General features: G+C 51.2%; 25 protein-coding genes and 1 pseudogene. 11 read left to right on the top strand and 15 right to left on the bottom strand.

Features of this window, described 5'->3' with window-relative positions; genetic code table 11:
• Positions 1-123: 123 nt before the first annotated feature.
• From cmoB to A31E_RS13390, 5 genes are read right to left on the bottom strand one after another with little or no spacing between them, the layout of a single operon-like run.
• Entirely contained in the window at positions 124-1,095 is a 972-nt protein-coding gene (gene cmoB / locus A31E_RS13370; RefSeq protein WP_000564751.1) for a tRNA 5-methoxyuridine(34)/uridine 5-oxyacetic acid(34) synthase CmoB, read from the bottom strand.
• Complete coding sequence (cmoA, locus tag A31E_RS13375; RefSeq protein ID WP_000019599.1) at positions 1,092-1,835, bottom strand: carboxy-S-adenosyl-L-methionine synthase CmoA; 744 nt, start codon at positions 1,833-1,835, stop codon at positions 1,092-1,094. The genes cmoB and cmoA overlap by 4 nt, the downstream gene beginning before the upstream one ends.
• Before the next feature lie 40 nt (positions 1,836-1,875).
• Positions 1,876-2,271 carry an MAPEG family protein gene (locus tag A31E_RS13380; RefSeq protein ID WP_000252971.1) on the bottom strand — a complete coding sequence of 132 codons (396 nt, stop codon included), beginning with the start codon at positions 2,269-2,271 and terminating at the stop codon, positions 1,876-1,878.
• A 52-nt stretch (positions 2,272-2,323) separates the two neighbouring features.
• Positions 2,324-3,142 (bottom strand): DUF72 domain-containing protein, encoded by an 819-nt coding sequence (locus A31E_RS13385; RefSeq protein WP_016248810.1) that lies wholly within the window; start codon positions 3,140-3,142, stop codon positions 2,324-2,326.
• On the bottom strand, positions 3,139-3,705 hold the full coding sequence (locus A31E_RS13390; protein WP_000891641.1) for a hydrolase: 567 nt from the start codon (positions 3,703-3,705) through the stop codon (positions 3,139-3,141). Before A31E_RS13390 ends, A31E_RS13385 begins: the two co-directional genes overlap by 4 nt.
• A 310-nt stretch (positions 3,706-4,015) precedes the next feature.
• Between A31E_RS13390 and aspS the strand changes: the two genes are divergently transcribed.
• The 4 genes from aspS to ruvC all read left to right on the top strand — a co-directional run bounded on the left by aspS (position 4,016) and on the right by ruvC (position 7,762).
• Positions 4,016-5,788, top strand: coding sequence for an aspartate--tRNA ligase (gene aspS, locus A31E_RS13395; protein ID WP_016248809.1), 1,773 nt, complete (start codon positions 4,016-4,018; stop codon positions 5,786-5,788).
• 117 nt (positions 5,789-5,905) lie between these two features.
• The gene (gene nudB, locus A31E_RS13400) at positions 5,906-6,358 is read left to right on the top strand and encodes a dihydroneopterin triphosphate diphosphatase (RefSeq protein WP_010375688.1); all 453 of its coding nucleotides are present in this window, start codon (positions 5,906-5,908) and stop codon (positions 6,356-6,358) included.
• Between the two features lie 107 nt (positions 6,359-6,465).
• Complete coding sequence (locus tag A31E_RS13405) at positions 6,466-7,206, top strand: YebC/PmpR family DNA-binding transcriptional regulator (protein ID WP_000907234.1); 741 nt, start codon at positions 6,466-6,468, stop codon at positions 7,204-7,206.
• A gap of 34 nt (positions 7,207-7,240) precedes the next feature.
• The gene (ruvC, locus tag A31E_RS13410) at positions 7,241-7,762 is read left to right on the top strand and encodes a crossover junction endodeoxyribonuclease RuvC (protein WP_001516546.1); all 522 of its coding nucleotides are present in this window, start codon (positions 7,241-7,243) and stop codon (positions 7,760-7,762) included.
• Between the two features lies 1 nt (position 7,763).
• On the opposite strand, the gene A31E_RS13415 is transcribed toward ruvC, so the two are convergent.
• On the bottom strand, positions 7,764-8,366 hold the full coding sequence (locus A31E_RS13415; protein ID WP_016248807.1) for a YebB family permuted papain-like enzyme: 603 nt from the start codon (positions 8,364-8,366) through the stop codon (positions 7,764-7,766).
• A 272-nt stretch (positions 8,367-8,638) separates the two neighbouring features.
• Between A31E_RS13415 and ruvA the strand changes: the two genes are divergently transcribed.
• Both ruvA and ruvB read left to right on the top strand, forming a co-directional pair.
• Positions 8,639-9,250: a Holliday junction branch migration protein RuvA gene (ruvA, locus tag A31E_RS13420; RefSeq protein WP_000580346.1), complete on the top strand. Its 612-nt coding sequence runs from the start codon at positions 8,639-8,641 to the stop codon at positions 9,248-9,250.
• A gap of 8 nt (positions 9,251-9,258) precedes the next feature.
• Positions 9,259-10,269: a Holliday junction branch migration DNA helicase RuvB gene (ruvB, locus tag A31E_RS13425; RefSeq protein WP_000568526.1), complete on the top strand. Its 1,011-nt coding sequence runs from the start codon at positions 9,259-9,261 to the stop codon at positions 10,267-10,269.
• Between the two features lie 87 nt (positions 10,270-10,356).
• Here ruvB and dsbB read toward each other — a convergent pair whose 3' ends face one another.
• The gene (dsbB, locus tag A31E_RS13430) at positions 10,357-10,887 is read right to left on the bottom strand and encodes a disulfide bond formation protein DsbB (RefSeq protein ID WP_016248806.1); all 531 of its coding nucleotides are present in this window, start codon (positions 10,885-10,887) and stop codon (positions 10,357-10,359) included.
• 145 nt (positions 10,888-11,032) lie between these two features.
• On the bottom strand, positions 11,033-12,574 hold the full coding sequence (nhaB, locus tag A31E_RS13435; RefSeq protein WP_001516544.1) for a Na(+)/H(+) antiporter NhaB: 1,542 nt from the start codon (positions 12,572-12,574) through the stop codon (positions 11,033-11,035).
• A 221-nt stretch (positions 12,575-12,795) separates the two neighbouring features.
• Here nhaB and fadR point away from each other — a divergent pair, with 221 nt between their 5' ends.
• Entirely contained in the window at positions 12,796-13,515 is a 720-nt protein-coding gene (fadR, locus tag A31E_RS13440) for a fatty acid metabolism transcriptional regulator FadR (RefSeq protein ID WP_001516543.1), read from the top strand.
• Between the two features lie 143 nt (positions 13,516-13,658).
• Here fadR and A31E_RS13445 read toward each other — a convergent pair whose 3' ends face one another.
• Positions 13,659-15,191, bottom strand: a complete 1,533-nt coding sequence (locus tag A31E_RS13445) for a SpoVR family protein (RefSeq protein WP_000190867.1) — start codon at positions 15,189-15,191, stop codon at positions 13,659-13,661.
• 329 nt (positions 15,192-15,520) lie between these two features.
• Between A31E_RS13445 and dadA the strand changes: the two genes are divergently transcribed.
• Together dadA and dadX are read left to right on the top strand one after the other, a co-directional pair.
• Positions 15,521-16,819 (top strand): D-amino acid dehydrogenase, encoded by a 1,299-nt coding sequence (dadA, locus tag A31E_RS13450; protein WP_001266919.1) that lies wholly within the window; start codon positions 15,521-15,523, stop codon positions 16,817-16,819.
• A gap of 9 nt (positions 16,820-16,828) precedes the next feature.
• Positions 16,829-17,899, top strand: a complete 1,071-nt coding sequence (gene dadX / locus A31E_RS13455; RefSeq protein WP_000197889.1) for a catabolic alanine racemase DadX — start codon at positions 16,829-16,831, stop codon at positions 17,897-17,899.
• Positions 17,900-17,953: 54 nt separating this feature from the next.
• Here the strand turns inward: dadX and A31E_RS13460 are convergent, their stop codons facing one another.
• Complete coding sequence (locus A31E_RS13460) at positions 17,954-19,696, bottom strand: potassium/proton antiporter (RefSeq protein WP_000338390.1); 1,743 nt, start codon at positions 19,694-19,696, stop codon at positions 17,954-17,956.
• A gap of 95 nt (positions 19,697-19,791) precedes the next feature.
• Positions 19,792-20,706 (bottom strand): muramoyltetrapeptide carboxypeptidase, encoded by a 915-nt coding sequence (gene ldcA / locus A31E_RS13465; protein ID WP_000077266.1) that lies wholly within the window; start codon positions 20,704-20,706, stop codon positions 19,792-19,794.
• A 99-nt stretch (positions 20,707-20,805) separates the two neighbouring features.
• Here ldcA and emtA point away from each other — a divergent pair, with 99 nt between their 5' ends.
• The gene (emtA, locus tag A31E_RS13470) at positions 20,806-21,417 is read left to right on the top strand and encodes a membrane-bound lytic murein transglycosylase EmtA (RefSeq protein ID WP_001516541.1); all 612 of its coding nucleotides are present in this window, start codon (positions 20,806-20,808) and stop codon (positions 21,415-21,417) included.
• 1 nt (position 21,418) lies between these two features.
• On the opposite strand, the gene A31E_RS13475 is transcribed toward emtA, so the two are convergent.
• A complete protein-coding gene (locus A31E_RS13475; protein WP_016248805.1) occupies positions 21,419-22,153 on the bottom strand; it encodes a flagellar brake protein YcgR in 735 nt (244 codons plus the stop codon).
• Positions 22,154-22,352: 199 nt separating this feature from the next.
• Here A31E_RS13475 and A31E_RS13480 point away from each other — a divergent pair, with 199 nt between their 5' ends.
• Positions 22,353-22,607, top strand: a complete 255-nt coding sequence (locus tag A31E_RS13480) for a GlsB/YeaQ/YmgE family stress response membrane protein (RefSeq protein ID WP_000511315.1) — start codon at positions 22,353-22,355, stop codon at positions 22,605-22,607.
• A 49-nt stretch (positions 22,608-22,656) separates the two neighbouring features.
• Here A31E_RS13480 and A31E_RS13485 read toward each other — a convergent pair whose 3' ends face one another.
• The 3 genes and pseudogenes from A31E_RS13485 to A31E_RS13495 form a co-directional block, all read right to left on the bottom strand.
• Positions 22,657-24,627, bottom strand: coding sequence for a TonB-dependent receptor plug domain-containing protein (locus A31E_RS13485; protein WP_016248804.1), 1,971 nt, complete (start codon positions 24,625-24,627; stop codon positions 22,657-22,659).
• A gap of 25 nt (positions 24,628-24,652) precedes the next feature.
• Positions 24,653-25,507, bottom strand: a complete 855-nt coding sequence (gene modD, locus A31E_RS13490) for a ModD protein (protein WP_000576285.1) — start codon at positions 25,505-25,507, stop codon at positions 24,653-24,655.
• Positions 25,504-26,315, bottom strand: a pseudogene (locus A31E_RS13495) (class I SAM-dependent methyltransferase). Before A31E_RS13495 ends, modD begins: the two are co-directional and overlap by 4 nt.
• Positions 26,316-26,321 lie beyond the last annotated feature (6 nt).

Raw genomic sequence — 26,321 nt, 5'->3', positions numbered from 1 at the left:
AACGCCTTATCCAGCCTGCAAATTTGTGCAAATTTAACATATTGCAGGAGACGGGTAGGCCTGATAAGCGTAGCGCATCAGGCGGTTTTGGCGTTTGTCATCAATCCAGCGCTCGGAAACGGGTTACGGCTTACGCGCAATCAACACCGCGCGTTTAGGCGCAGGATAGCCTTCTACCGTTTTACTCGGATCATGCGGGTCGAGGAAATCAGACAAAGACTCGGTGACCATCCACTCGGTGCGGCGCTGCTCTTCTGTCGTCGTGACGCTCACGTCCGCAATGCGGATATCAACAAACCCACACTTCTTCAGCCAGTTTTTCAGCGCCAGTGCTGATGGAATGAAATAGACATTACGCATTTGCGCGTAACGATCGCCTGGCACCAGTACTGTGTGCTCATCGCCATCAACAATCAGCGTTTCCAGCACCAGTTCGCCTTCATTCACCAGTTGATCTTTTAACTGCCACAGATGTTCCAGCGGTGAGCGGCGATGGTACAGCACGCCCATCGAAAAGACGGTATCAAAGGCTTTCAGCGCCGGAAGTTGTTCAATACCTAACGGCAGCAGATGCGCGCGCTGATCGTTACCTAACAACTTACGCACCGCTTCGAACTGGCAGAGAAAAAGTTGCGTAGGGTCAATCCCCACCGCCAGATGCGCGCCTGCGCCAATCATGCGCCACATGTGATAACCGCTGCCGCAGCCAACATCGAGGATCGTGCGCCCGGTCAAATCAGAGAGATGCGGCAGAACACGATCCCATTTCCAGTCAGAACGCCATTCGGTGTCGATGTTAACGCCATACAGCGAGAACGGCCCTTTACGCCACGGCATCAGGTTGCGCATCAGTGTTTCAATGCGTTTAATCTGCCCGGCACTCAGCGGCTCTTTGCTTTCCGCCGTTACGCTATGCAGTAAATCAAGACGATACGGTTTAATTTCGGGCAGAAATTCCACCGCATTGGACCACTGTTTAAACAGACCGTGCTGCTGTTCACGTTGCCAGTTGGCAATCTGTGCAGGGAGGGTTTCCAGCCAGTGCGAAAGATGATTTTTGGCAATCAGAGAATAAAAGTTACCAAAGTCGATCATGCAGCGTCCTCTGCTTTCAATGCCACCAGTGAGCCAAAGTTAAAGCACTGGAACCATAACTCGCTATGTTCAAATCCGGCTTTATGCAGGCGTGCTTTATGGGTTTCCACAGAATCGGTCAGCATCACGTTTTCTAACATGCTGCGTTTTTGGCTGATCTCCAGCTCGCTGTAACCGTTGGCGCGTTTAAAATCGTGGTGCATGTTGAACAGCAGTTCACCGACTTTGGCATCTTCGAAACTGAATTTTTCCGAAAGCACCAGCGCACCGCCAGGATTCAGTCCTTGATAAATTTTATCCAGTAATGCCTGACGTTCAGAAGGCTCAAGGAATTGCAGGGTAAAATTCAGTACCACCATCGACGCGTTTTCAATGGCAATATCGCGAATATCACCCTCGATTACTTCTACAGGTGTTGGCGCTTTATAGGCGTCGATATGGCGACGGCAGCGTTCAATCATCGCCGGGGAGTTGTCGATGGCGATAATTTTACAATTATCATGATGAATATTGCGACGCACCGAGAGCGTCGCCGCGCCCAAAGAACAGCCCAGATCGTAAACCTGCGTACCAGGTTGTACGAAGCGTTCGGCCAACATGCCAATCATTGAAATAATATTGGAATAGCCGGGAACGGAACGCTGGATCATATCCGGGAAGACTTCGGCTACCCGTTCATCAAAGGTCCAGTCGCCCAGTCTGGCGATAGGGGCAGAAAATAACGTGTCGCGGTGAGACATAACGTAAAAATCCGGGAAAAAGAAAGTGGCGTATTGTGCGCTAACGCAGGGAGAAAACCAACTCCCAGGGCATATACCAAAGATTCGCCAGCACCATCAGCAACAGCGCACACCAGGTGGCGCTCATGCCGGAACGCCGCCAGCGAAACAGACGGTGATGAAAACCGTAATAATGCATCAGACGCCCGGCAAGCAGAACAATGCCGCAAATATGTACCATCCAGGTTTCTGCGCCATTCATTTCCATAAACAGCATCAATACAATCGCGATGGGAATATATTCCACCGCGTTACCGTGAATGCGAATGGCGCTTTGCAGTTCGCTAAAACCGCCGTCACCATAGGCAACGCGATATTGCATTCGCAGGCGAACAACATCAAAAGAGAACTTCATTAATAACAACGCACCTAAAACGGCATACAGCGCGCTTACCATACAAACTCCCTTTAAAATGGCCGATGGCTCCTGTCTATGATAGGTGGCAATTTCAGAAAAGAGAAGATTGCTGTGGAATAGCCGGAACTGCTCCGATCTCTGGAAGTGTCTTACGTAAGTCTTCCCAAAGGGTATGTACCAGTTCCGGTGCCTGGGCAATATCTGGCGTATGTAAAAAAAGATAAGGCGTGGTGGTCTGGTGCCACTGTGCTAATTTTTGTAACCAGACCTGAAATAATTCCCGATTTTGCGTCATATCATCGCTGCCGATAAAACGGATCAGTGGGTTTGTCGCTGTTAATACGGCATGAACCGGAACTTTGGGCTTTTTCCGTTGCGCGTCGCGAATGGCTTCATTATGCGGACGCGCTGCATGAACCGGACGGCTGTCTAAAATCACCCGATTAACGCTGCGCTGATGCAAACCGCGATTAAGCGTTTGTTCCTCTACCTCTTTGGCAAAAAACAGCGGATGACGAACTTCCACACCATAGGTAAATTCGCGAGGAAGGGAATCGAGAAAGTGCCACAGTGCAGACAGATCCCGGGGGCCAAATGTGGCGGGCAGTTGCAGCCAGTATTGCCCAATGCGCGGCGCTAACGGTGACATGCGGGTTAAAAATTCTGCTACTAAATCATCGCAATGTCGCAATGCGGCCTGGTGCGAAATGGTCGCCGGAAATTTAAAACAAAAACGAAAATCATCGCTGGTTTGCTCGCGCCAGCGCAGAACCACTTCCGGCTTTGGCAGAGCATAAAGGGTCGTGTTGCCCTCCACGCAGTTAAAATGGCGGGCGTACTCTTCCAGGCTGGAGATCCCCAACCGCACCCATTTTGGATGCGACCATTGCGGCAGACCGATATAAATCATAACGCGTTGAGGATCTCTTCCACGCGACGCACACGGGCAATGCGCGGGTAGATATGGTTGATGCTGTTGTTGTGCTGTTCGGTACTGGCAGCGCTACAGGCGTCTTCAGCGATCACCAGATTAAACCCTAACTCCCACGCGTTACGGGCGGTGGACTCAACGCCGATATTGGTTGAAATCCCACACAAGACAATGGTGTCAATGCCACGACGGCGTAATTGCAACTCCAGATCCGTACCGTAAAACGCACCCCATTGACGTTTAATGATTTCAATATCGCTGTCAGTTGCACCTAACGCCGCAGGATGCCGCCACCAGTTCTCCGGCAACGTTTTGGCAGGCGAAGGCGCATCAACCGGCTGTTTCAATGCTTCGGCATAATCGGCAGACCAGCCGACGCGCACCAGAAATACGGACTGTCCGTTTGCGCGAAATTTCGCCGCCAGTTTTCCGGCGCGATTAACAACATCCTCGGCAGTATGTGGGCCACCGGCAAAAGGCAAGATGCCTTCCTGTAAATCAATCACCACCAGCGCAGTGGTTTTAGCATTAAGCTCAAGCATGATCTCTCCTGATAAAACAAAATCGTACCTCTCACCTTAATGCGATTAGCCGATGGCAGGATGACAAATTTTGTTAATTTTTATGTGTTCAGGCAACACCTTTATAGCAAACAAGGGTAGAGTCTGATTCCAGGCCTGATATAAAGTGGTAACGAGTCGTTCCAGAGCGGGCCAGACTCTTACGGTGCGGCAGAATTTCCAGTATAATAGCCGCCTTTTTTCATTCAGTTGTGACATACAGCTAACGCTGCGACTTAGGTCACCTGCGCAGCAGGGGACATCCGCCGGCAGCTAAGTTAAGGGATATCTCATGCGTACAGAATATTGTGGACAGCTCCGTTTGTCCCACGTGGGGCAGCAGGTGACTCTGTGTGGTTGGGTCAACCGTCGTCGTGATCTTGGTAGCCTGATCTTCATCGATATGCGCGACCGCGAAGGTATCGTGCAGGTATTTTTCGATCCGGATCGTGCGGACGCGTTAAAGCTGGCCTCCGAACTGCGTAATGAGTTCTGCATTCAGGTAACGGGCACCGTGCGTGCGCGTGACGAAAAAAATATCAACCGCGATATGGCGACCGGCGAAATCGAAGTGCTGGCGTCTTCGCTGACCATCATCAACCGCGCAGACGTTCTGCCGCTTGACTCTAACCACGTCAACACCGAAGAAGCGCGTCTGAAATACCGCTACCTCGACCTGCGTCGTCCGGAAATGGCTCAACGCCTGAAAACGCGCGCTAAAATTACTAGCCTGGTGCGCCGTTTTATGGATGACCACGGCTTCCTCGACATCGAAACTCCGATGCTGACCAAAGCGACGCCGGAAGGCGCACGTGACTACCTGGTGCCGTCTCGTGTGCACAAAGGTAAATTCTACGCGCTGCCGCAGTCTCCGCAGTTGTTCAAACAGTTGCTGATGATGTCCGGTTTCGACCGCTACTATCAGATCGTTAAGTGTTTCCGTGACGAAGACCTGCGTGCTGATCGTCAGCCTGAATTTACCCAGATCGATGTGGAAACTTCGTTCATGACCGCGCCGCAAGTGCGTGAAGTCATGGAAGCCCTGGTACGTCATCTGTGGCTGGAAGTGAAGGGCGTAGATCTGGGCGATTTCCCGGTAATGACCTTTGCGGAAGCTGAACGCCGTTATGGTTCTGATAAACCGGATCTGCGTAACCCGATGGAACTGACCGACGTTGCCGACCTGCTGAAATCCGTTGAGTTTGCGGTATTCGTGGGGCCAGCGAACGATCCGAAAGGTCGTGTTGCTGCTCTGCGAGTTCCGGGCGGGGCATCGCTGACCCGTAAGCAGATCGACGAATACGGTAACTTCGTCAAAATCTACGGCGCGAAAGGTCTGGCTTACATCAAAGTCAACGAACGCGCGAAAGGTCTGGAAGGTATCAACAGCCCGGTAGCGAAATTCCTCAACGCTGAAATCATCGAAGCCATCCTGGATCGTACCGCCGCACAAGATGGCGATATGATTTTCTTCGGTGCCGACAACAAGAAAATTGTTGCCGACGCGATGGGCGCACTGCGTCTGAAAGTCGGTAAAGATCTTGGCCTGACCGACGAAAGCAAATGGGCACCGCTGTGGGTTATCGACTTCCCGATGTTTGAAGACGATGGCGAAGGCGGCCTGACGGCAATGCACCATCCGTTCACCTCACCGAAAGACATGACTGCCGCCGAGCTGAAAGCGGCACCGGAAAATGCGGTGGCGAACGCTTACGATATGGTCATCAATGGTTACGAAGTGGGCGGTGGCTCTGTGCGTATCCATAATGGTGATATGCAGCAGACGGTGTTTGGCATTCTGGGTATCACCGAAGAAGAACAGCGCGAGAAATTCGGCTTCCTGCTCGATGCCCTGAAATATGGTACGCCGCCGCACGCAGGTTTGGCATTCGGTCTTGACCGTCTGACCATGCTGCTGACCGGCACCGACAACATCCGTGACGTTATCGCCTTCCCGAAAACAACGGCGGCAGCGTGTCTGATGACTGAAGCCCCGAGCTTTGCCAACCCGACTGCACTGGCTGAGCTGAGCATTCAGGTTGTCAAGAAGGCTGAGAATAACTGATATGAATAAAATACACGAAATCATTTGCGGTGCATCGAGGCGGCAACTGAGTGAACTCCCATGAGCATAGATAACTATGTGAATGGGATGAGCGAAAGCAGCCAACGAAGAGACAGCGTGAAGGATAAAGTGTATAAGCGCCCCGTTTCGATCTTAGTGGTCATTTACGCACAAGATACGAAACGGGTGCTGATGTTACAGCGGCGTGACGATCCTGACTTCTGGCAGTCGGTAACCGGCAGTGTGGAGGAGGGTGAAACCGCGCCGCAAGCTGCTATGCGCGAAGTAAAGGAAGAGGTCACCATTGATGTTGTTGCTGAACAACTGACCTTAATTGACTGTCAGCGCACGGTAGAGTTTGAAATTTTTTCACATTTGCGTCATCGCTATGCGCCGGGCGTGACGCGTAATACGGAATCATGGTTCTGTCTTGCGCTACCACACGAGCGCCAGATTGTTTTTACTGAACATCTGGCATACCAATGGCTTGATGCGCCCGCTGCGGCGGCGCTTACTAAGTCGTGGAGCAACCGACAGGCGATTGAACAATTTGTAATTAACTTAGCCTGAGAAGGCGTATACACAAAATCCTTCGAGCTGTATCAAGGTGGTAAACGAGAGCCGCTAACGCAGGCAGCCTGAAGGATCAAGTGTATAGTTATTTTGGAGATATTTTTATGGCAGGTCATAGTAAATGGGCCAACACCAGACATCGTAAAGCTGCGCAGGATGCTAAGCGCGGTAAAATCTTCACTAAAATCATTCGTGAGCTGGTGACCGCAGCTAAACTGGGTGGTGGCGATCCGGATGCTAACCCGCGTCTGCGTGCTGCCATTGATAAAGCACTGTCTAACAACATGACCCGTGACACCCTGAACCGCGCAATTGCACGTGGTGTGGGCGGTGATGATGATGCGAACATGGAAACCATCATCTACGAAGGTTACGGTCCTGGTGGCACTGCAATCATGATTGAATGTCTCTCTGACAACCGCAACCGTACCGTTGCTGAAGTGCGTCACGCATTCAGCAAATGTGGTGGCAACCTCGGTACTGACGGTTCCGTGGCTTATCTGTTCAGCAAAAAAGGTGTGATCTCCTTCGAGAAAGGTGACGAAGACACCATTATGGAAGCGGCGCTGGAAGCAGGTGCTGAAGACGTTGTGACCTATGATGACGGCGCGATTGACGTTTACACCGCATGGGAAGAGATGGGTAAAGTACGCGACGCTCTGGAAGCGGCAGGTCTGAAAGCAGATAGCGCGGAAGTATCTATGATCCCGTCAACCAAAGCTGATATGGATGCAGAAACCGCACCGAAACTGATGCGTCTGATCGATATGCTGGAAGACTGCGACGACGTGCAGGAAGTTTACCATAACGGTGAGATCTCTGATGAGGTTGCAGCGACCCTCTGATGAGGCCGGCTAAACAACAAAACGGAGACGCGTGATGGCGATTATTCTCGGCATTGACCCGGGTTCACGCGTTACCGGTTACGGCGTTATCCGCCAGGTGGGCAGACAACTGTCCTACCTGGGTAGCGGATGCATACGCACCAAAGTGGATGATTTACCGTCTCGTCTGAAGCTCATTTATGCAGGCGTGACGGAAATCATCACCCAGTTCCAGCCAGATTATTTCGCAATCGAACAAGTCTTTATGGCGAAGAACGCCGATTCTGCCCTGAAACTGGGGCAGGCGCGTGGTGTGGCGATTGTGGCAGCGGTGAATCAGGAATTGCCGGTATTTGAGTATGCCGCTCGCCAGGTAAAGCAAACCGTGGTGGGTATTGGCAGTGCCGAGAAAAGCCAGGTGCAGCATATGGTTCGCACCTTGCTGAAACTTCCCGCTAACCCGCAGGCAGACGCCGCTGATGCGCTGGCAATTGCCATCACCCACTGCCATATCAGTCAGAATGCGATGCAGATGAGCGAATCGCGGCTGAATCTGGCTCGCGGGCGACTGCGTTAAATTATACTGCCTCGGTCAGTTCAGGCTGAGGCGTATCTACTCCTTCGGCATGAATCAACACCAGACCCGGATGATGCCACAAACTCGCTGGCGTTACGGTTTTTCGCGCCCACGGAATTGAGCCTAAAAACCAGAATTTCCAGAAAGTAAGTTTTGCATGTGGATTGCTGTGTAATAACTCTTCAAAAGTTTCTATCTCGCCTACCGGAATACATAATGCTTCTTTATAAATATCAAAGACAAACTTTGAGCAGAACTGGCGAGATGACTCATATTTAAACCCGGTGTGATAGAGCTTGCGCAGTCGAGAGGGAACCTGTTCTATCAGCCTTTGTTTTTGCTGTTCTGTCAGCCCTGCACCTAATCGCTTTACGGCATAGCGTTGGTGAGAAGAACGTTTAATAAAATGGGACAGTGCGGTGATGGTGGAGAGGGGAACACGGCTTTCTGCGACCAGAAAATCATCGCCGTCATGACCGATAATGATCCCGACGTGATTACTCCAGCAATTTGATGCGGCAGAAATTTGGCCGAATAATGCGGCACCTATACATGTAAATACAATATCACCAGTTTCATATTCAGCAGGATAATTAATATTCACTTTATCATTCCATTGAAATAAATTTGAATATGTTTAATAACATAAAATCTTTTTTATCGCAGGTGTAGTCAAGTTTATTTTTTTTGGTCTTTTACCTGAATATTTAATATATAAAATATTTGCTTTCAATATGACCTGGAGAATGAATTATGCAGTGACAATTCTCCGTTCATCGAGACGCCTCGCAATTTTTCTGCATCCTTCGCTGGATATCTATCCAGCATTTTTTTATCATACAGCATTATCTTTGATTCATTACGCAGGAGCGTCATGTGATAGGCAGGCTGAGAGGCATCATTCTGGAAAAACAACCCCCGCTGGTGTTACTTGAAGTGGGCGGCGTAGGCTATGAAGTGCATATGCCGATGACCTGTTTTTATGAACTCCCTGAAGCGGGCCAGGAAACGATAGTCTTCACCCACTTTGTAGTACGTGAAGACGCGCAGTTACTGTACGGTTTTAACAATAAGCAAGAACGCACGCTGTTTAAAGAACTGATTAAAACCAATGGTGTGGGGCCGAAACTGGCACTGGCGATCCTCTCTGGTATGTCAGCGCAGCAGTTTGTTAATGCCGTTGAGCGTGAGGATCCTGCAGCACTGGTGAAATTACCTGGCATAGGTAAAAAAACTGCCGAACGGCTGATTGTTGAAATGAAAGATCGCTTTAAAGGCCTGCACGGCGATCTGTTTACACCGGCTGCCGATCTGGTGTTGACCTCACCGGCAAGCCCGGCAACCGACGATGCCGAGCAGGAAGCGGTTGCTGCGCTGGTGGCGCTGGGCTATAAACCACAAGAAGCCAGCCGCATGGTGAGCAAAATCGCTCGTCCTGATGCCAGCAGTGAAACATTAATTCGCGAAGCCCTGCGCGCCGCGTTATGAGGTAAAGGATGATTGAAGCAGACCGTCTGATTTCTGCCGGTACGACCTTGCCGGAAGATGTGGTAGATCGCGCTATTCGCCCCAAATTACTGGAAGAGTATGTTGGTCAGCCGCAGGTCCGTTCGCAGATGGAGATTTTCATCAAAGCGGCGAAACTGCGCGGCGATGCCCTCGATCATCTATTGATTTTTGGTCCTCCTGGCCTGGGAAAAACCACGTTAGCCAACATCGTTGCCAATGAAATGGGCGTCAATTTACGCACAACGTCTGGTCCGGTACTGGAAAAGGCGGGTGACCTGGCGGCAATGCTGACCAACCTTGAACCGCACGATGTGCTGTTTATTGATGAGATCCATCGTCTCTCGCCAGTCGTGGAAGAGGTGCTGTATCCGGCGATGGAAGATTACCAGTTGGATATTATGATTGGTGAAGGCCCGGCAGCGCGTTCGATAAAAATCGATCTACCACCGTTCACCCTGATTGGCGCGACCACGCGTGCTGGCTCATTGACATCGCCATTGCGTGACCGTTTCGGTATAGTGCAGCGCCTGGAGTTTTACCAGGTGCCTGATCTGCAATATATCGTCAGTCGTAGCGCACGGTTTATGGGGCTTGAGATGAGTGACGATGGCGCACTGGAAGTCGCTCGCCGGGCGCGAGGTACGCCACGTATCGCTAATCGTTTGCTGCGTCGTGTGCGTGATTTTGCCGAAGTGAAGCATGATGGCACCATCTCGGCAGATATCGCCGCCCAGGCGCTGGATATGCTTAATGTCGATGCAGAAGGTTTCGATTATATGGATCGCAAGTTATTGCTGGCGGTAATCGATAAATTCTTCGGTGGTCCGGTTGGCCTGGATAACCTGGCTGCAGCCATTGGCGAAGAGCGTGAAACCATTGAGGATGTGCTGGAACCTTATTTGATTCAGCAAGGCTTTTTGCAGCGTACACCGCGCGGGCGTATGGCGACAGTGCGGGCGTGGAACCACTTCGGGATTACGCCGCCAGAAATGCCGTAGAGCGGATAAAGCGTTAACGTCGCATCTGGCATTGAATTATTGACAGGATGAATCGAGACAGGCGCTCCCGCAGGAGCGCCTGATTGATTAGCGACCAAACAGGTCACGTTTTTTCGCTTTAAATGGCTGGGAAATCACCACCAGCACTGCGACAATCAGGTAAGCAACAAAAATACCGAGCAACCACTGCGGCATATCCAGACCTAAAAACTCCCACTGACGCTCAGCGCAATCACCAGAGGCGACAAACACTTGTGGCACCCATTTATCCAGCGGCAGCCACTCCGGGAAGCGAACCATGAAATCACAGGTCATAAACGGCGAAGGATAGAGCTGGAGCATGGTGTGTTCGTAAGTTAACTGCACACCACGAAACGCGCTATACAACCAGATAATCATCGCCACATAACGCAGCGGCGTTTTCGGGGCGATAGCGCCAATCAACGCGGCACCCAGAACACCGAATAACGCGCAGCGTTCATAAATACAGAGCACGCAAGGTTTCAATAACATCACATGCTGGAACCACAGCGCCGTCAGTTCCAGTGCCAGAGCGGTAAGCGCCATTAACAACCAAGCACCCCGCCCCTGTGAACATTGGTTCAAAAATCGCAACATAATAATTTCCCTGCAATATGCATCGAATGCGCAGTTTAAACCAATTCATTCGTTGCGCCACCAGGAGGGAGTAAAAATAGGATGTAATTGAACAATTATCGGGCGGAAAGGCAAACCGGGCATGAATATGCCCGGTAAGTTGTTATCAAAGCGTTGCTATCCACCCCATTTGCATAAACCATTCAGTTACAGGGGCAAGAGTAAACTCTACGCAAAGTAGCCCGACGAGGGTCAGTACGAGGGTGTAGGGCAGAGCCATCCATACCATGCGGCCATAAGAAAGACGTATCAATGGCGCGAGAGCGGAGGTTAACAGGAACAAGAACGCAGCTTGTCCGTTCGGCGTGGCGACGGATGGCAGGTTGGTCCCGGTGTTAATGGCGACGGCCAGCAGTTCATACTGCTTCATACTGATAGCGCCGCTCTCCATTGCTGCTTTGGCTTCGTTGATATAAATCGTTCCCACAAAGACGTTATCCGAAATGGAAGACAGCAAACCGTTGAAGATATAGAACAGCGATAGCTGGGCGTGTTCTGATGCCTGCAATACAAACTGGATAATTGGGGAGAACAGTTGTTGGTCGATAATCACCGCAACTACCGAGAAAAAGACCGTCAACAGTGCAGTGAATGGCAGAGATTCGGTGAAGGCTTTGCCGATAGCATGTTCATCAGTGACACCGGTCAGTGATGTAGTCAGAATAATGACAGACAAACCAATCAGGCCGACTTCCGCCAGATGCAACGCCAGCGCGGTGACCAGCCAGACGCCGATAATCGCCTGGACAATCAGGCGAATTTTATCCTGACGTGTACGCTGGTTACGGCTTTGATCGTCAAACTGCTGCAGCACTTCGCGGACTTTCTCCGGCAGCGTTTCACCGTAGCCAAACCAACGCATTTTCTCCACTAACAGGCAGGTTAACAAACCACAAATCAGAACCGGGACGGTTACCGGTGACATGCGCAGGAAGAAATCGCCAAAATGCCAGCCAGCAGCTTTCGCAATAATCAGGTTTTGCGGTTCACCGACCATGGTCATCACACCGCCTAATGCAGTACCGACACCCGCGTGCATCATCAGGCTACGCAGAAAACCACGGAACTGCTCCAGCACCACCTTGTAATGCTTGTCGATATGGCTGTCGTCTTGCAGATCGGTATCTTCGGCACGGGAAGAAGCCACTCGGTGATAAATACCATAAAAACCCACCGCAACGCTGATCACCACGGCCACTACGGTTAAGGCATCCAGGAACGCGGAGAGAAACGCAGCCGCCACACAAAAAGAGAGCGATAACAGCATCTTGGAGCGAATGCTTAACAGCAAGCGGGTAAAGATGAACAGCAATAGCTGTTTCATAAAATAGATACCCGCCACCATAAACATCAGTAGCAGCAAGACTTCAAGATTCGCCGCCACCTCTTCACGGACGTGCTCCGCGCTGGTCATGCCTATGAATACCGCTTCGATAGCCAACAGGCCGCCAGGCAGTAGCGGATAGCATTTGAGCGCCATCGCCAGGGTGAAAATAAATTCCGCTACCAACAGCCAGCCAGCAACAAAAGGGCTGATGAGGAAAATTAACGGGTTAACAATTAAGAAAATAATGAGGGCAAGTTTGTACCAGTCAGGTGACTGGCCCAAAAAATTGCGCCATAACGCGCGGCCCCAGGAGATCTCCATGATGGTTTCCCTTACCTTACAAATAATAAATGATGTTTTTATGTTAGAACGCAAAGCTTAACGGCCAGGCAGGAGTGAGGCAAGTCTTGATAGTCAAGCGGAAAGAGATGCGGAAAATGAAGCCCTGATCCCTTTTTTCTTCTTTTTGTCTGCTATCAGCGTAGTTAGCCCTCTGGTATGATGAGTCCAACTTTGTTTTGCTGTGTTATGGAAATCTCACTATGGTCATTAAGGCGCAAAGCCCGGCAGGTTTCGCGGAAGAGTACATTATTGAAAGTATCTGGAATAACCGCTTCCCACCCGGGACTATTTTGCCCGCAGAACGTGAACTTTCAGAATTAATTGGCGTAACGCGTACGACGTTACGTGAAGTGTTGCAGCGACTGGCACGAGATGGCTGGTTGACTATTCAACATGGCAAGCCAACGAAGGTGAATAATTTCTGGGAAACCTCCGGTTTAAATATCCTTGAAACACTGGCGCGACTCGACCACGAAAGTGTGCCGCAACTTATTGATAATTTGCTGTCTGTGCGTACCAATATTTCAACTATTTTTATTCGCACCGCGTTTCGTCAGCACCCTGATAAAGCGCAGGAAGTGCTGGCAACCGCCAATGAAGTGGCCGATCACGCCGATGCTTTTGCTGATCTGGATTACAACATTTTCCGCGGTCTGGCGTTTGCCTCTGGCAACCCGATTTACGGCCTGATCATTAACGGAATGAAAGGGTTGTACACGCGCATTGGTCGTCACTATTTTGCTAATCCGGAAGCGCGCAGTCTGGCGCTGGGTTTCTACCACAAGCTGTCGGCATTGTGCAGTGAAGGCGCGCACGATCAGGTTTACGAAACGGTGCGTCGCTATGGGCATGAGAGTGGCGAGATTTGGCACCGGATGCAGAAGAACTTGCCAGGTGATTTAGCCATTCAGGGGCGATAATCCATCCAGACTGATGACAAACGCGTAATTGCCTGATGCGCTATGCTTATCAGGCTTACGTTGTTCTTGCAATATATTGAATTTTCGATACTTTGTACGCCACATCAGGCAAAAATGAGTCCTCCTCAAATGAGGAGGACTTTTTACAGATTTCCCATTCTTGGCGGGCAACGTTCCAGCAACTCGACGCTGCCATCTTCGTTTTGCTGCTCCAGCGTCACATCAAATCCCCACAAACGATGCACATGTTTCAGCACCTCTTTACGTCCCCGATCCAGCGGAGCGCGGTTATGCGGAATGTAGCGTAGAATCAGCGAACGGTCGCCGCGCAAATCCACGTTCCAGATCTGAATATTCGGCTCCAGATTGCTTAAGTTATATTGCGACGATAATCGGTTACGGATCTCCCGATAACCCTCCTCATTATGAATGGCAGAAATTTCCAGATAATTATGCCGATCATCATCCAGCACGGTGAAGAAGCGGAAGTCACGCATTACCTTCGGTGACAGGAATTGACTGATAAAGCTCTCATCTTTGAAATCACGCATCGCGAAATGCAGCGTTTCCAGCCAGTCAGAACCGGCGATATCCGGGAACCAGTATTTGTCTTCTTCCGTTGGTGACTGACAAATCCGCTTAATATCCTGGAACATGGCGAATCCGAGAGCATACGGATTAATGCCGCTGTACCACGGGCTGTTATACGGCGGCTGGAAGACCACATTGGTGTGACTATGCAAGAACTCCAGCATAAAGCGTTCGGTCACTTTCCCTTCATCGTACAGATGGTTAAGGATGGTGTAGTGCCAGAAGGTGGCCCAGCCTTCGTTCATCACCTGAGTCTGTTTTTGCGGATAAAAATACTGGCTCACCTTACGCACAATGCGCAGGATTTCACGCTGCCATGATTCCAGCAGTGGGGCATTTTTCTCCATAAAATAGAGCAGGTTTTCTTGTGGTTCGGAAGGATAGCGGCGCGCTTCGGCAACGGTTTTCTCTTCTTCGCGTTTCGGCAGGGTACGCCAGAGCATATTGACCTGACTTTGCAGATACTCTTCGCGGCTTTTCTGCCGGGCTTTCTCCTCTTGCAGCGAGATTTTTTGCGGGCGTTTGTAACGATCCACTCCGTAGTTCATCAGCGCATGGCACGAGTCCAGCAGCTTTTCTACCTCATCAACGCCATAACGTTCTTCGCACTCGGTAATGTATTTGCGGGCGAAAATCAGGTAATCGACAATCGAACTGGCATCGGTCCAGCTACGGAATAAATAATTGTTTTTGAAGAAAGAGTTATGGCCGTAACAGGCATGCGCCATCACCAGCGCCTGCATGGTAATGGTGTTCTCTTCCATCAGGTAAGCGATACACGGGTTAGAGTTTATGACAATTTCATAGGCCAGCCCTTGTTGGCCATGCTTATACAGGCGCTCAGTTTCGATAAACTTCTTACCAAATGACCAGTGCGGATAGTTAATCGGCATACCGACGCTGGAGTAGGCATCCATCATCTGTTCTGAGGTGATCACTTCAATCTGGTGCGGGTAGGTATCCAGCCGATAGAGTTTCGCCACCCGGTCTATCTCTGCCAGATAAATATCCAGCAGCTCGAACGTCCAGTCGGGTCCATCGCTCAAACGTGTGGTGTCCTTATTCATAGAATCGATCGTCGCCATACGCGCACCTCATTGTTGTCGGTACTCTCTGTGTGGAGGACCTCATTTCAAGCATAGAACACCCGTTAAAAACCGCGTCGCCGGAGAATTTTTTTCTTTGCGATTTCTTATTATCGTAGTGCCAATAATCAGCCTCTGAACGGAATTTTCTGCTGGATAAAAAGTACCTTCAGCAGGAGATACCAAAGACGGCATATTCCCACAGCGTCAGGGAGATGTGAGCCAGCTCACCATAAAAAAGCCATATGTTGAATAATATTTTCATCTAGGTTATCAAGATGTAATTAGATTATTGTTCTTTTACTGTATCTACCGTTATCGGAGTGGCTATGCGAGTTGTCATACTGGGAAGTGGTGTGGTAGGCGTTGCCAGCGCCTGGTATTTAAATCAGGCAGGACATGAGGTCACCGTTATTGATCGGGAACCGGGAGCAGCCCTGGAAACCAGCGCAGCAAATGCCGGGCAAATCTCGCCTGGTTATGCGGCACCGTGGGCGGCGCCAGGTGTGCCGTTGAAGGCGATTAAATGGATGTTTCAGCGCCATGCACCGCTGGCGGTTCGTCTCGACGGTACGCAATTTCAGTTGAAATGGATGTGGCAAATGTTACGTAACTGCGACACCAGCCACTACATGGAAAACAAAGGGCGGATGGTGCGCCTGGCGGAATACAGCCGTGATTGCCTGAAAACATTACGTGCTGAGACTAACATCCAGTATGAAGGGCGGCAGGGCGGGACGCTGCAACTGTTCCGTACCGAACAACAATATGAAAACGCGACTCGCGATATTGCCGTTCTGGAAGATGCTGGTGTGCCGTACAAACTACTGGGATCCAGCCGTCTGGCGGAAGTGGAGCCAGCGCTGGCCGAAGTGGCACACAAACTCACCGGTGGCCTGCAACTGCCCAATGACGAAACCGGCGATTGCCAGCTCTTTACCCAGAATTTAGCGCGAATGGCGGAACAGGCGGGGGTTAAATTCCGCTTTAATACGCCTGTCGATCAACTGCTTTGCGACGGTGAGCAGATCTATGGCGTGAAGTGTGGTGATGAAGTGATTAAGGCCGATGCGTATGTGATGGCATTTGGTTCTTACTCGACAGCGATGCTCAAAGGCATTGTTGATATTCCGGTCTACCCGCTGAAAGGTTACTCGCTGACCATTCCGATTGCACAAGAAGATGGTGCGCCGGTGTCCACTATTCTCGATGAAACCTACAAAATTGCCATTACACGTTTCGATAATCGCATCCGTGTCGGCGGAATGGCGGAAATTGTTGGCTTTAATACTGAACTGCTACAGCCGCGCCGTGAAACGCTGGAGATGGTGGTTCGCGATCTCTATCCGCGCGGCGGTCATGTTGAGCAGGCCACGTTCTGGACGGGGCTACGCCCGATGACGCCAGATGGCACGCCGGTTGTGGGGCGTACACGCTTTAAAAATTTGTGGCTGAATACCGGTCACGGCACGCTCGGCTGGACGATGGCTTGCGGTTCTGGTCAGTTGTTAAGCGATCTGCTCTCTGGTCGCACGCCCGCTATCCCGTATGAGGATTTAAGCGTGGCGCGCTACAGCCGTGGATTTACGCCATCGCGCCCGGGTCATTTACATGGCGCGCACAGCTAAGGACGCGAGATGACCAGACCGATACAGGCCAGCCTCGATCTGCAGGCATTAAAACAGAATCTGACCATTGTTCGCCAGGCCGCGCCGCATGCGCGTGTCTGGTCGGTGGTAAAAGCCAACGCGTATGGTCACGGTGTCGAGCGTATCTGGAGCGCGCTCGGGGCCACCGATGGCTTTGCATTACTTAATCTGGAAGAGGCGATAACGTTACGCGAGCGCGGCTGGAAAGGGCCGATCCTGATGCTGGAGGGATTTTTCCATGCTCAGGATCTGGAAATTTATGACCAGTACCGGCTGACCACCTGTGTACACAGCAACTGGCAGCTCAAAGCGTTGCAAAACGCGCGACTAAAGGCACCGCTGGATATTTATCTTAAAGTGAACAGCGGGATGAATCGGCTGGGCTTCATGCCTGAGCGCATGCTTACCGTCTGGCAGCAATTGCGGGCGATGGCGAATGTTGGCGAAATGACGCTGATGTCGCATTTTGCCGATGCGGAGCATCCTGATGGGATTTCTACGGCGATGGCGCGTATTGAGCGAGCAGCAGAAGGACTGGAGTGTCGGCGTTCGTTGTCTAACTCGGCGGCAACCCTGTGGCATCCGGAAGCGCATTTTGACTGGGTTCGACCAGGCATTATTTTGTATGGTGCTTCGCCGTCCGGTCAGTGGCGGGATATTGCCAATACTGGATTACGTCCGGTAATGACATTAAGCAGCGAGATTATTGGTATCCAGACACTAAAAGCAGGAGATCGTGTGGGCTATGGCGGTCACTATACCGCGCGCGATGAGCAGCGAATTGGCATTGTCGCCGCCGGATACGCCGATGGTTATCCGCGTCATGCGCCAACCGGTACACCTGTTTTAGTGGACGGAGTACGCACCATGACGATAGGGACAGTCTCGATGGATATGCTGGCGGTTGATTTGACGCCTTGCCCGCAGGCGGGAATTGGTACGCCGGTTGAGCTGTGGGGCAAGGAGATCAAAATTGATGATGTCGCCGCCGCTGCCGGAACGGTAGGCTATGAGTTGATGTGCGCGCTGGCGTTACGCGTGCCAGTTGTGACGGTGTAACTTGCTGTTAGCCGGATAAGACGCACAGCGTCGCATCCGGCGATACAAACTACATCAAATTTTAGATTCGGCTTCGTCCTCTGCCACCCGAACGCCGATCTTCAACACGGCATTATCTTCTTTCTCAGCCACCGTCCAGATCATCCCGGCAAACTCCACCTGGTCACCGACAACCGGTGCCGCGCCTAACAACTGCTGAACAATTTCACCCAGTGTTTGCTGTTTATCGCGATATTCCCGGCCGTCTTCCAGACCATATATCAGCGCCACATCAGCATATTTGGCGCTGGCTTCGAGAATGAAGTCACCAAAGAAGCGTTGATCCAGCGCGACTGGCGGCGACTGGCTGAACAGTTTACCGAGCGCCGGAAGATCGCGCTCCCGACCAATTACACACAGCACATCGCCTTCGCGCAGTCGGGTGCTGCCGGTGGGATGAAGCAACTGGTTATCACGAAACAGTGCCGCAATACGCGTCTCTTTTGGCATATGCAGATCGCGCAGTGCCGCACCCACGCACCATTTATCGGCACTTAACTGATAAACAAACTGCTCCCACGGGTTTTCCGGGTGAATATCCAGGCCAACGCGTGATACAGGACGTCCGACGGGCGGAACCACGACTTTGGCTTTTTTCGCTGCCCACGAGAGTGATGTTCCCTGTAATAGCAGTGAAACCAGCACCACGAAGAAGGCGACATTAAAGAACAAGCGCGCATTTTCCAGCCCCGCCATCATCGGGAATACTGCCAGAATGATCGGCACCGCGCCGCGTAATCCCACCCAACTGATAAACACCCGTTCGCGCAGATTGAAGCCGCGGAACGGTAATAATCCGGCAAATACCGACAGGGGACGGGCGAAGAAAATCATCCATGCGGACAATATGAGCGCCGGAATGGCAATAGGCAGCAGGTCGCTCGGATTAACCAACAGGCCGAGCACGAGGAACATGGCGATTTGTGCCAGCCAGGCGAGGCCGTCGAAATTTTGCAGAATGCCGTAGCGGTTGCGAATCGGGCGATTACCCAGCAGAAAACCGCACAGATAAACTGCCAGAATACCGCTGCCTTCCAGCGCCGTGGTTAAAGAGAAAATCAGGATACCGCCGCTTAATGCCAGCAATGGATACAAGCCCGCAGGCAGAGCAATGCGGTTAATCATTTGCAGCAGTAAATAACCACCGCCAAGACCGATCACAATTCCCAGCCCAAATTGCTGCAGAATATCGACAACGAACATCCAGCTAATAGTGCTTTCATGATGCTGGATCATCGCAATCAAGGTAATCGTCAGAAAGACGGCCATCGGATCATTGCTGCCGGATTCTATCTCCAGCGTTGAGCCAACACGTTCGTTAAGTCCCTTGCCGCCAAGCAGAGAAAAGACCGCTGCGGCGTCGGTGGAGCCGACAATGGCACCGATTAATAAGCCTTCAATCAAATCAAGATTAAACAACCACGCCGCCATCATGCCGGTTAAACCTGAGGTGATAAGCACGCCGACTGTCGCCAGTGAAAGCGCCGGACCTAATGCAACGCGAAATGAGCTGGCCTGGGTTCGCATCCCGCCGTCGAGCAAAATAATTGCCAGCGCCAGATTACTTACCATGTAGGCAAAAGGATAATTATCAAACGGAATGCCGCCGACGCCATCGACGCCCGCCAACATGCCAATCGCCAGGAAAATAACCAGAATCGGAATGCCAAGGCGGGAAGAAAATGAACTAAGTAAAATACTACTGGTGACAAGGATGGAGCCTAAGATGAAAAGGCTAATGATTGTTGCGGCATCCAACGGTCGGTTACTCCTGATTACGCTGTCTCGTACTATAAACCCTACCATATTCACGGCAGAAACAGCGTTTTACTTGGCCCTGAAGCGTGATTTTTTTACGCTTTCAGAACAGGATGACCGCTTATTGTCATCCGTGTGCCTCTTTTATCGTTATTGAGTATGGCATGTGCGCCCAACGGCAGTGTAACCGTGCGTTGTTCATGACCAAAATCGAGGCCGGTGATGAGTGGGATCGACAGACGAGAGCGCAAGAACGCGTAAACTGACTCCAGGTTGTAACCCGCGTCATAATCATTTGGCGCGCTGCCACTGAAACTACCGAGAATGATCGCGCTCTGACGATGTAAAATACCTGCGTGATAAAGCTGTAACAACATGCGCTCGACGCGGAAAGGATGCTCGTTGATATCCTCCAGCACCAGAATGCCGTTCTCGATTTGCGGCATCCAGGGCGTACCAATCAGCGAAATCAACATCGCGAGGTTGCCTCCCCACAACGTGCCTTCGCTCTGACACGCCGGGCCTTCCCCTTGCCATTCAATGGCGAACGTTTCATTACGTAACGCCAGCCAGAAATGGTGCTCGGTAAAGGCGTTCAACTCATCCGCGCCAAAATTCGCCACCAGCATCGGTCCGCTAAAGGTGATGACATTGCCTTGCGCCAGAAGAGCGCACTGAATGGCCGTAAAATCGCTATGCCCGCAGATGAGCAACGGATCATGTTGTTGGCGAGTTACCAGTGCCTGCCAGTCAATGTCTGCCAGTAAGCGACTGGCACCGTAACCGCCGCGTACTGCCAGTACGATAGTGTTGGGTGAGGTCAGCCTGGCAAGGGCATTGATATCCTCCAGTCGCTCCGTTTCCGTACCAGCAAAACGCTCACAGCGTCGGGCAATGACCTCTACGTTATTGACCTGATGACCTGCATCCGTCAGGCGTTGAATACCGCGCTGCGCGGCGTGCTGATTAATGCAGTAACCCGACGGGGCGATTAAGTGAAACTGAGACATGGCAATTCCTTGCTGACAACAGAAACGAATTGTATATCATGCCGCTTAGGTGTGCTGTTGTCACCTCAACGGCGATTCCAGGCTATAAGGATAGATGAAGTGAAATTGAGATGGTTTGCCTTTTTGATTGTGTTATTAGCGGGTTGTTCATCTAAGCATGACTACACGAACCCGCCGTGGAACGCGAAAGTTCCGGTACAACGTGCAATGAAGTGGATGCCAATAAGCCAGAAGGCCGGTGCGGCCTGGGGTGTCGATCCACAATTGATCACGGCGATTATCGCTATTGAATCGGGCGGTAACCCAAACGCGGTCAGTAAGTCGAATGCGATTGGTCTGATGCAGTTGAAAGCCTCAACGTCCGGACGTGATGTTTACCGCCGCATGGGGTGGAGTGGCGAACCGACAACCAGCGAACTGAAAAACCCGGAGCGCAATATCTCAATGGGGGCGGCTTACCTGAATATTCTGGAAACCGGCCCGCTGGCAGGAATTGAAGATCCGAAGGTACTGCAATATGCACTGGTGGTGTCATACGCCAACGGAGCTGGCGCGCTGTTACGGACTTTCTCATCAGATCGGAAAAAGGCGATCAGTAAAATCAACGATCTGGACGCTGACGAGTTCCTCGAGCATGTAGCGAAAAATCACCCCGCACCGCAGGCACCGCGCTATATCTACAAACTCGAGCAGGCACTGGATGCGATGTAACTCAGTCGCGTATTTTGTCCGCTTTCTCCCGGGCTTCCCGTTCGAGTGAGAAAATAATTCGCTGTAATTGCCGCTCCACCGTCGGGCCGACGTTAAGAAAACGAAAGCTCAGACGGGGAGTGGAGATGGTTTCATTTTTGCCATCAATCAATTTGCGTTCGCTGATAGCCAGTAACTGGGCGTCAAAGTGAAAAACTCCCCATTGTCCCATGTTGACCTCAATCTGTGCGAAGCGCATGCCTTCGTGCAATCCGGCTGGTTTTTCCGTTTCCAGCAATGCGCCCATGCCACCTAACGATAAATCATACAGGCGAAAACGTAACGTACTGTTATCTGCCAGTTTGGTCTGGCAATAATAAGGCGGATGAAGTGGGGCGGAGATGCGAAAATATCGGCGTCGTTGTACAAACCATAAGGAGGGAGGGAGTGTGGTGATGAACGCAGGAAGCTGCAAATACTCACTTTGCTGTAATTGTTCAACAGTAAACTCGACTTTCGCCCCCTGAGTTTCGGCGGTAATAGTAATGTGCTGCGCTTTAAGCGCTGCATTATTGTCTTCTGGTTGACTGCCGTGATCCAGCACCAGTTTATCAGGGCTTATTGCCAGTATTTTGCTGATCAACTGACCGCCTGACCAACTGATACGCAAGGGAACAGCGGCTTTGTGCAAATCGCGTAAAACGCCCAGGACTGCTAACGGATTTTGTTTCAGGAACTGCTCATGGTAATGACTCACGCGGAAAAACTCCTGACCGACAAACTGTCTTTGGTTTATCGGTAGTGATTAACAAAACTTAATACAAATGCGTGAATATTTTTTACACGTTGATCTTAAATCAACCGACAGACGCCAGCATCGATCCAGCCCTTGCCTATACTTAGAGCGTTGACGTAAACATTTTCTGCGTCCGATTCATCGAAACGAGGGCCTGAACATGGGAATTATTGCCTGGATTATTTTTGGCCTGATAGCCGGCATTATCGCCAAGCTGATCATGCCAGGGCGTGATGGTGGTGGATTTTTCCTGACCTGTATTCTCGGGATAGTCGGTGCGGTTGTCGGCGGCTGGCTGGCGACCATGTTTGGCATTGGCGGTTCCATCAGCGGTTTTAATTTGCACAGCTTCCTGGTGGCGGTGGTCGGCGCTATCCTGGTTCTGGGGGTATTTCGCCTTCTGCGAAGAGAATAAGATTTTCATAAGGCGGATAGCGGTGCTGACGCCGCTATCCGCTTTCAAATCAGAACGTATACTCCACACCTGCCCAGAAATTACGCCCTTCTTCAATAAACCCTTCGCTGTAGGCATATTTCGTATCAAACAGGTTATTGACGGACGCATTGACGCTGAAGCCATGACCTAAGGCGTAATCGGCACGAATGTGGGTCACCGCAAAACCGGCGGCTTTTTGTGAACCGTCGCTGTTGCTGTAACTGGAGGAACGCGCCTCTTCCGACAGCGTTACGCTTAACGGCTCCCACGGTTTGAGTGTCATCCATGCAGTCATTGTCTGTGTCGGCAGATCGGTTATCTTGCCGATATCTTTGCGTTTGGCATCGGCATGAATTAGAGCGTAGCTCAATCCTACATCCAGTACATTGCTGATTTTCCCCTTAATACCGGCATCCAGGCCACTGTAATCTACCGTGCCGCTGTTCTGGTTTTGAATGGTATCGGCATCGATATTGTGTGAAAGGATGGCGTCACTTACCCGGTTATAGTAAACGCTGACTTCAAATCCCCAGGCGCGGGTGAAAGCGCCATTCCAGGTTAAATCCACTCCGCGAGCGCGTTCTGGCTTAAGTTGTGGATTAACAATGGCTATCTGGTTATACGCCGGTTTGGACGTGGTATAGCGTTCTTTCAGTGTCGGGAGGCGCGTGCGGTCATAGTATGAAAGCGCCAGCGTGTCTTCATTGGCAAAGTGGTATTTCCCCATCACCTGCCAGTTAAAAGCTGACTGATTGTTGTCGTCATAATGGGTGATGCTGCCATCTTTTTCGTGTTTTTTCGCTTCTACGCTATCACGCCAGTCATAGCTGATCCCGGCCACAACATCCAAATTATCAGCAGCAGCCCATTGATATTCACTGGTGAGCGACCAGGTACGATCTTCATAGCGATCGTAAGCGGCGTGAGGTGCACCTTTTTCCCGGTGTACGTCATCCTTCCAGTTAACGGCAAACGACAGCAGATCGTTTTCACGTACATCGGCCGCCAGTTGTAATCCGGCACCATCGCTGTAATCGGAATAGTGACTATAGCTACCGTTTTTACTTTTCAGATCGGCCAGCGAGTTGTACATCATGAGAGTATTTTCAAAGGTGTCGCGATACAGCCGGCTTTTCAGGGTAAAACGGTCGTTTAGCTGTGTGGTTCCCTGATAGTAAAAACTTTCTTTGTCATACTCCGGCCACTGCCAGTAGCGTGACTTTTGGCCACTGTTTCCGCTGTATGGCGGGTTGTCTTTTTCGCCATCCTGCTTAATGTAAGTCAGCGTGTATTCATCGTTTTCACTCGGTGTAAAACCGAGCTTCACAATGCCGCGTTTGTCATCGGCAGATGAGTTAATCATCTTGCCGTGCTTGCCTGCAATATCATTATTAACACCGTGTGGCAGGCCGAGAAAATCCTGTTTTAGCTGGCTGCCGCTGACTTGCAAGTATCCCAGATCGCTGCTGGCGGCAAATGAAGCGTGCATATCGTAGGCGTTGTCCTGACTACGGCTCCATCCCTGACGATATCCCAGACTCGCTTCCAGCGGTTTGGTCGGTTTCTGAGTGGTGATGTTTATGGAACCTCCCATCTGATTAGGTCCCTGTAGCAGTGAGGAATACCCTTTGGAAACTTCGACCGCGCCCAGATTGTTGGTTAAAATCCGCGCCAGATCGAGGTTACCATCATAGGGAACATAAATGGGGACGCCGTCGAAATAGACCGGCACCTGACGGCTATCAAAACCACGAACTTTGACCTGTTCTTCGTTGCGGCTGCCTGATTTTTGCAGCACCACGCCGGGAACGACACTTAATGCCTGAGCAACATTTTGTTTATCCAACGCCTTTATGGTGGGTTGATCGAGAATGGTGGTCGTCGTCGATGATACAGGGCTGGACCATACAGTCAGTGTATCGCTCTCTTGAGCTGCTACGGCCTGCTGGGCAAGTGCAATTGATAATGCTGTGCAGAGATAATGTTTTTTGAATCTCATAAAATAAATTCCGTTTAATAAAGAATTAAAAAGAGGCTTTGGGTTTCAGACTGACTTTGATATCAGCCGGTGCCGCGTAATAAGGCGCGGAGGTAATAAACAGTCGGATGCCACAATCGAGGTAATTTTTGAGAGTTGTCAGATTAATTCCACCCGTCAGAGCCAGCGTGCAGTGAGGAGCCAGTGACGGTGCTTTTTGCGCAATTTCCGTTGCCTGCTGCGGACTAAATTTGTCGAGCTGAAGTACGTCTGGTTGCGCGCGTAACGCGGCAATTGCCTCTTCAGGCGTATCGGCTTCAACAACGATTTTCTTCTCCGGTGCGTGGCGACGTAACTGAGCGATTGCGCCCGACCAGTCCTGCTTGTCGGCAAGAAAATGACGGTGGTTGGCAAACAATAATATGGTCTCCGCACATCCGGCACGGTGAATCAATCCCCCTGCGGCCAGAATTGCCTGCGCTGCCAGTAAACGGGTGCCGGGGATCGCTTTTCGGGTGCAGGCAATATTGCCATCGGAATAACGTTCGCGAAGCAGCATCAACATTTGAGCGAGATAATCAGACACGCCGCAACTCCACTCCAGCACGTTCTGGACTGCTTTCCACCCCTGATGAAGTGCAGCGGCATTGCCATGTGCCCGGATTAGACGCTGACCCGGGTTCGCTAGTGAACCGTCGCTGACAGCATCATCGATGGTTAATCCCAGCGTGGTTAACATCTTGCAAGCCACCGCCACGCCACTGACGCAGCCGCCCTGGCGGTGAAAAAAATCAATAACACCAGGCTGTTCACCGATGCCTAATGCGCGTGTGGTCAGGTCACCGCCCTGGATATCCTCCAGAAGTAACGCATCGATTTGTGCCTGAGAAATGAAAATCATCGCAGTGCCTCCTGTGGCACGCTGTCCCACCAGATGAGTGCCCAGTCGCGGCTGGCAGGGGCGAGGGCGCGAGCATCCTGTTGTTGATACCAGCGATATAACCGTTCGCGTTCATCGTCGTTAAGCGTGCCGAGACTCCAACTGACGTTCTGCTCAAAACGTTCCCAGGTACTGTTATCCTGTTGGCAATTTTGCCCACGGATAAAATCAACGTGAGCATAAATTCCCATCTGATACAGCACGTTAAGTGCAAAGATATAGTTGGGTAATTCGATCACTTCCCGACCTGCCGCCCGCTGGATGGCAGGGGAGACGAACGAGGTACTGACAAGATGGGTGGTATAGACGCGTAACCGTGCCTGATTATTCAGTTTGGTCATCGCCTGGCGCATGTCAGCCACCAGCGTGGATCGGGAAGCCACGGCAATATCGCAGCGTGGCAGGTCACTCCAGTCCTCTTCCCAGGCGCGTTGGATCCAGTGGACATTGTCGGCCTTCATCGCGGCGGCGCGACGGGCGGCAACGTTCAGCATCCCCTGACTGTAATCAACGCCATAAACGGTAGTGACTTTATCAGCCAGTGCCAGTGACACAGTGCCCGGTCCACAGCCCATATCGAATAAGGAATTTGCGCCCTGCAGGTCAATTTTAGCGATCAGTTGTTGCAGATAGCTGTCCGTTGGCGAGGCGCAATTCTCGGCCATTTTTCCGCCCGTTGATCCCAGTGATCTGGTGTTTTTTCTGTTCGGTGAGCCAGCTTTAATTGCTGAAGATAAAGGTCTGCAAAATCAATATCATCAATGAGCATGATTGT

The sequence above is a fragment of the Escherichia sp. KTE159 genome (genome assembly GCF_000408805.1).
Lineage (GTDB): Bacteria > Pseudomonadota > Gammaproteobacteria > Enterobacterales > Enterobacteriaceae > Escherichia > Escherichia marmotae.
Note: the sequence above shows the minus strand (reverse complement) of the source record. Positions and strands in the feature narration are given on the sequence as shown.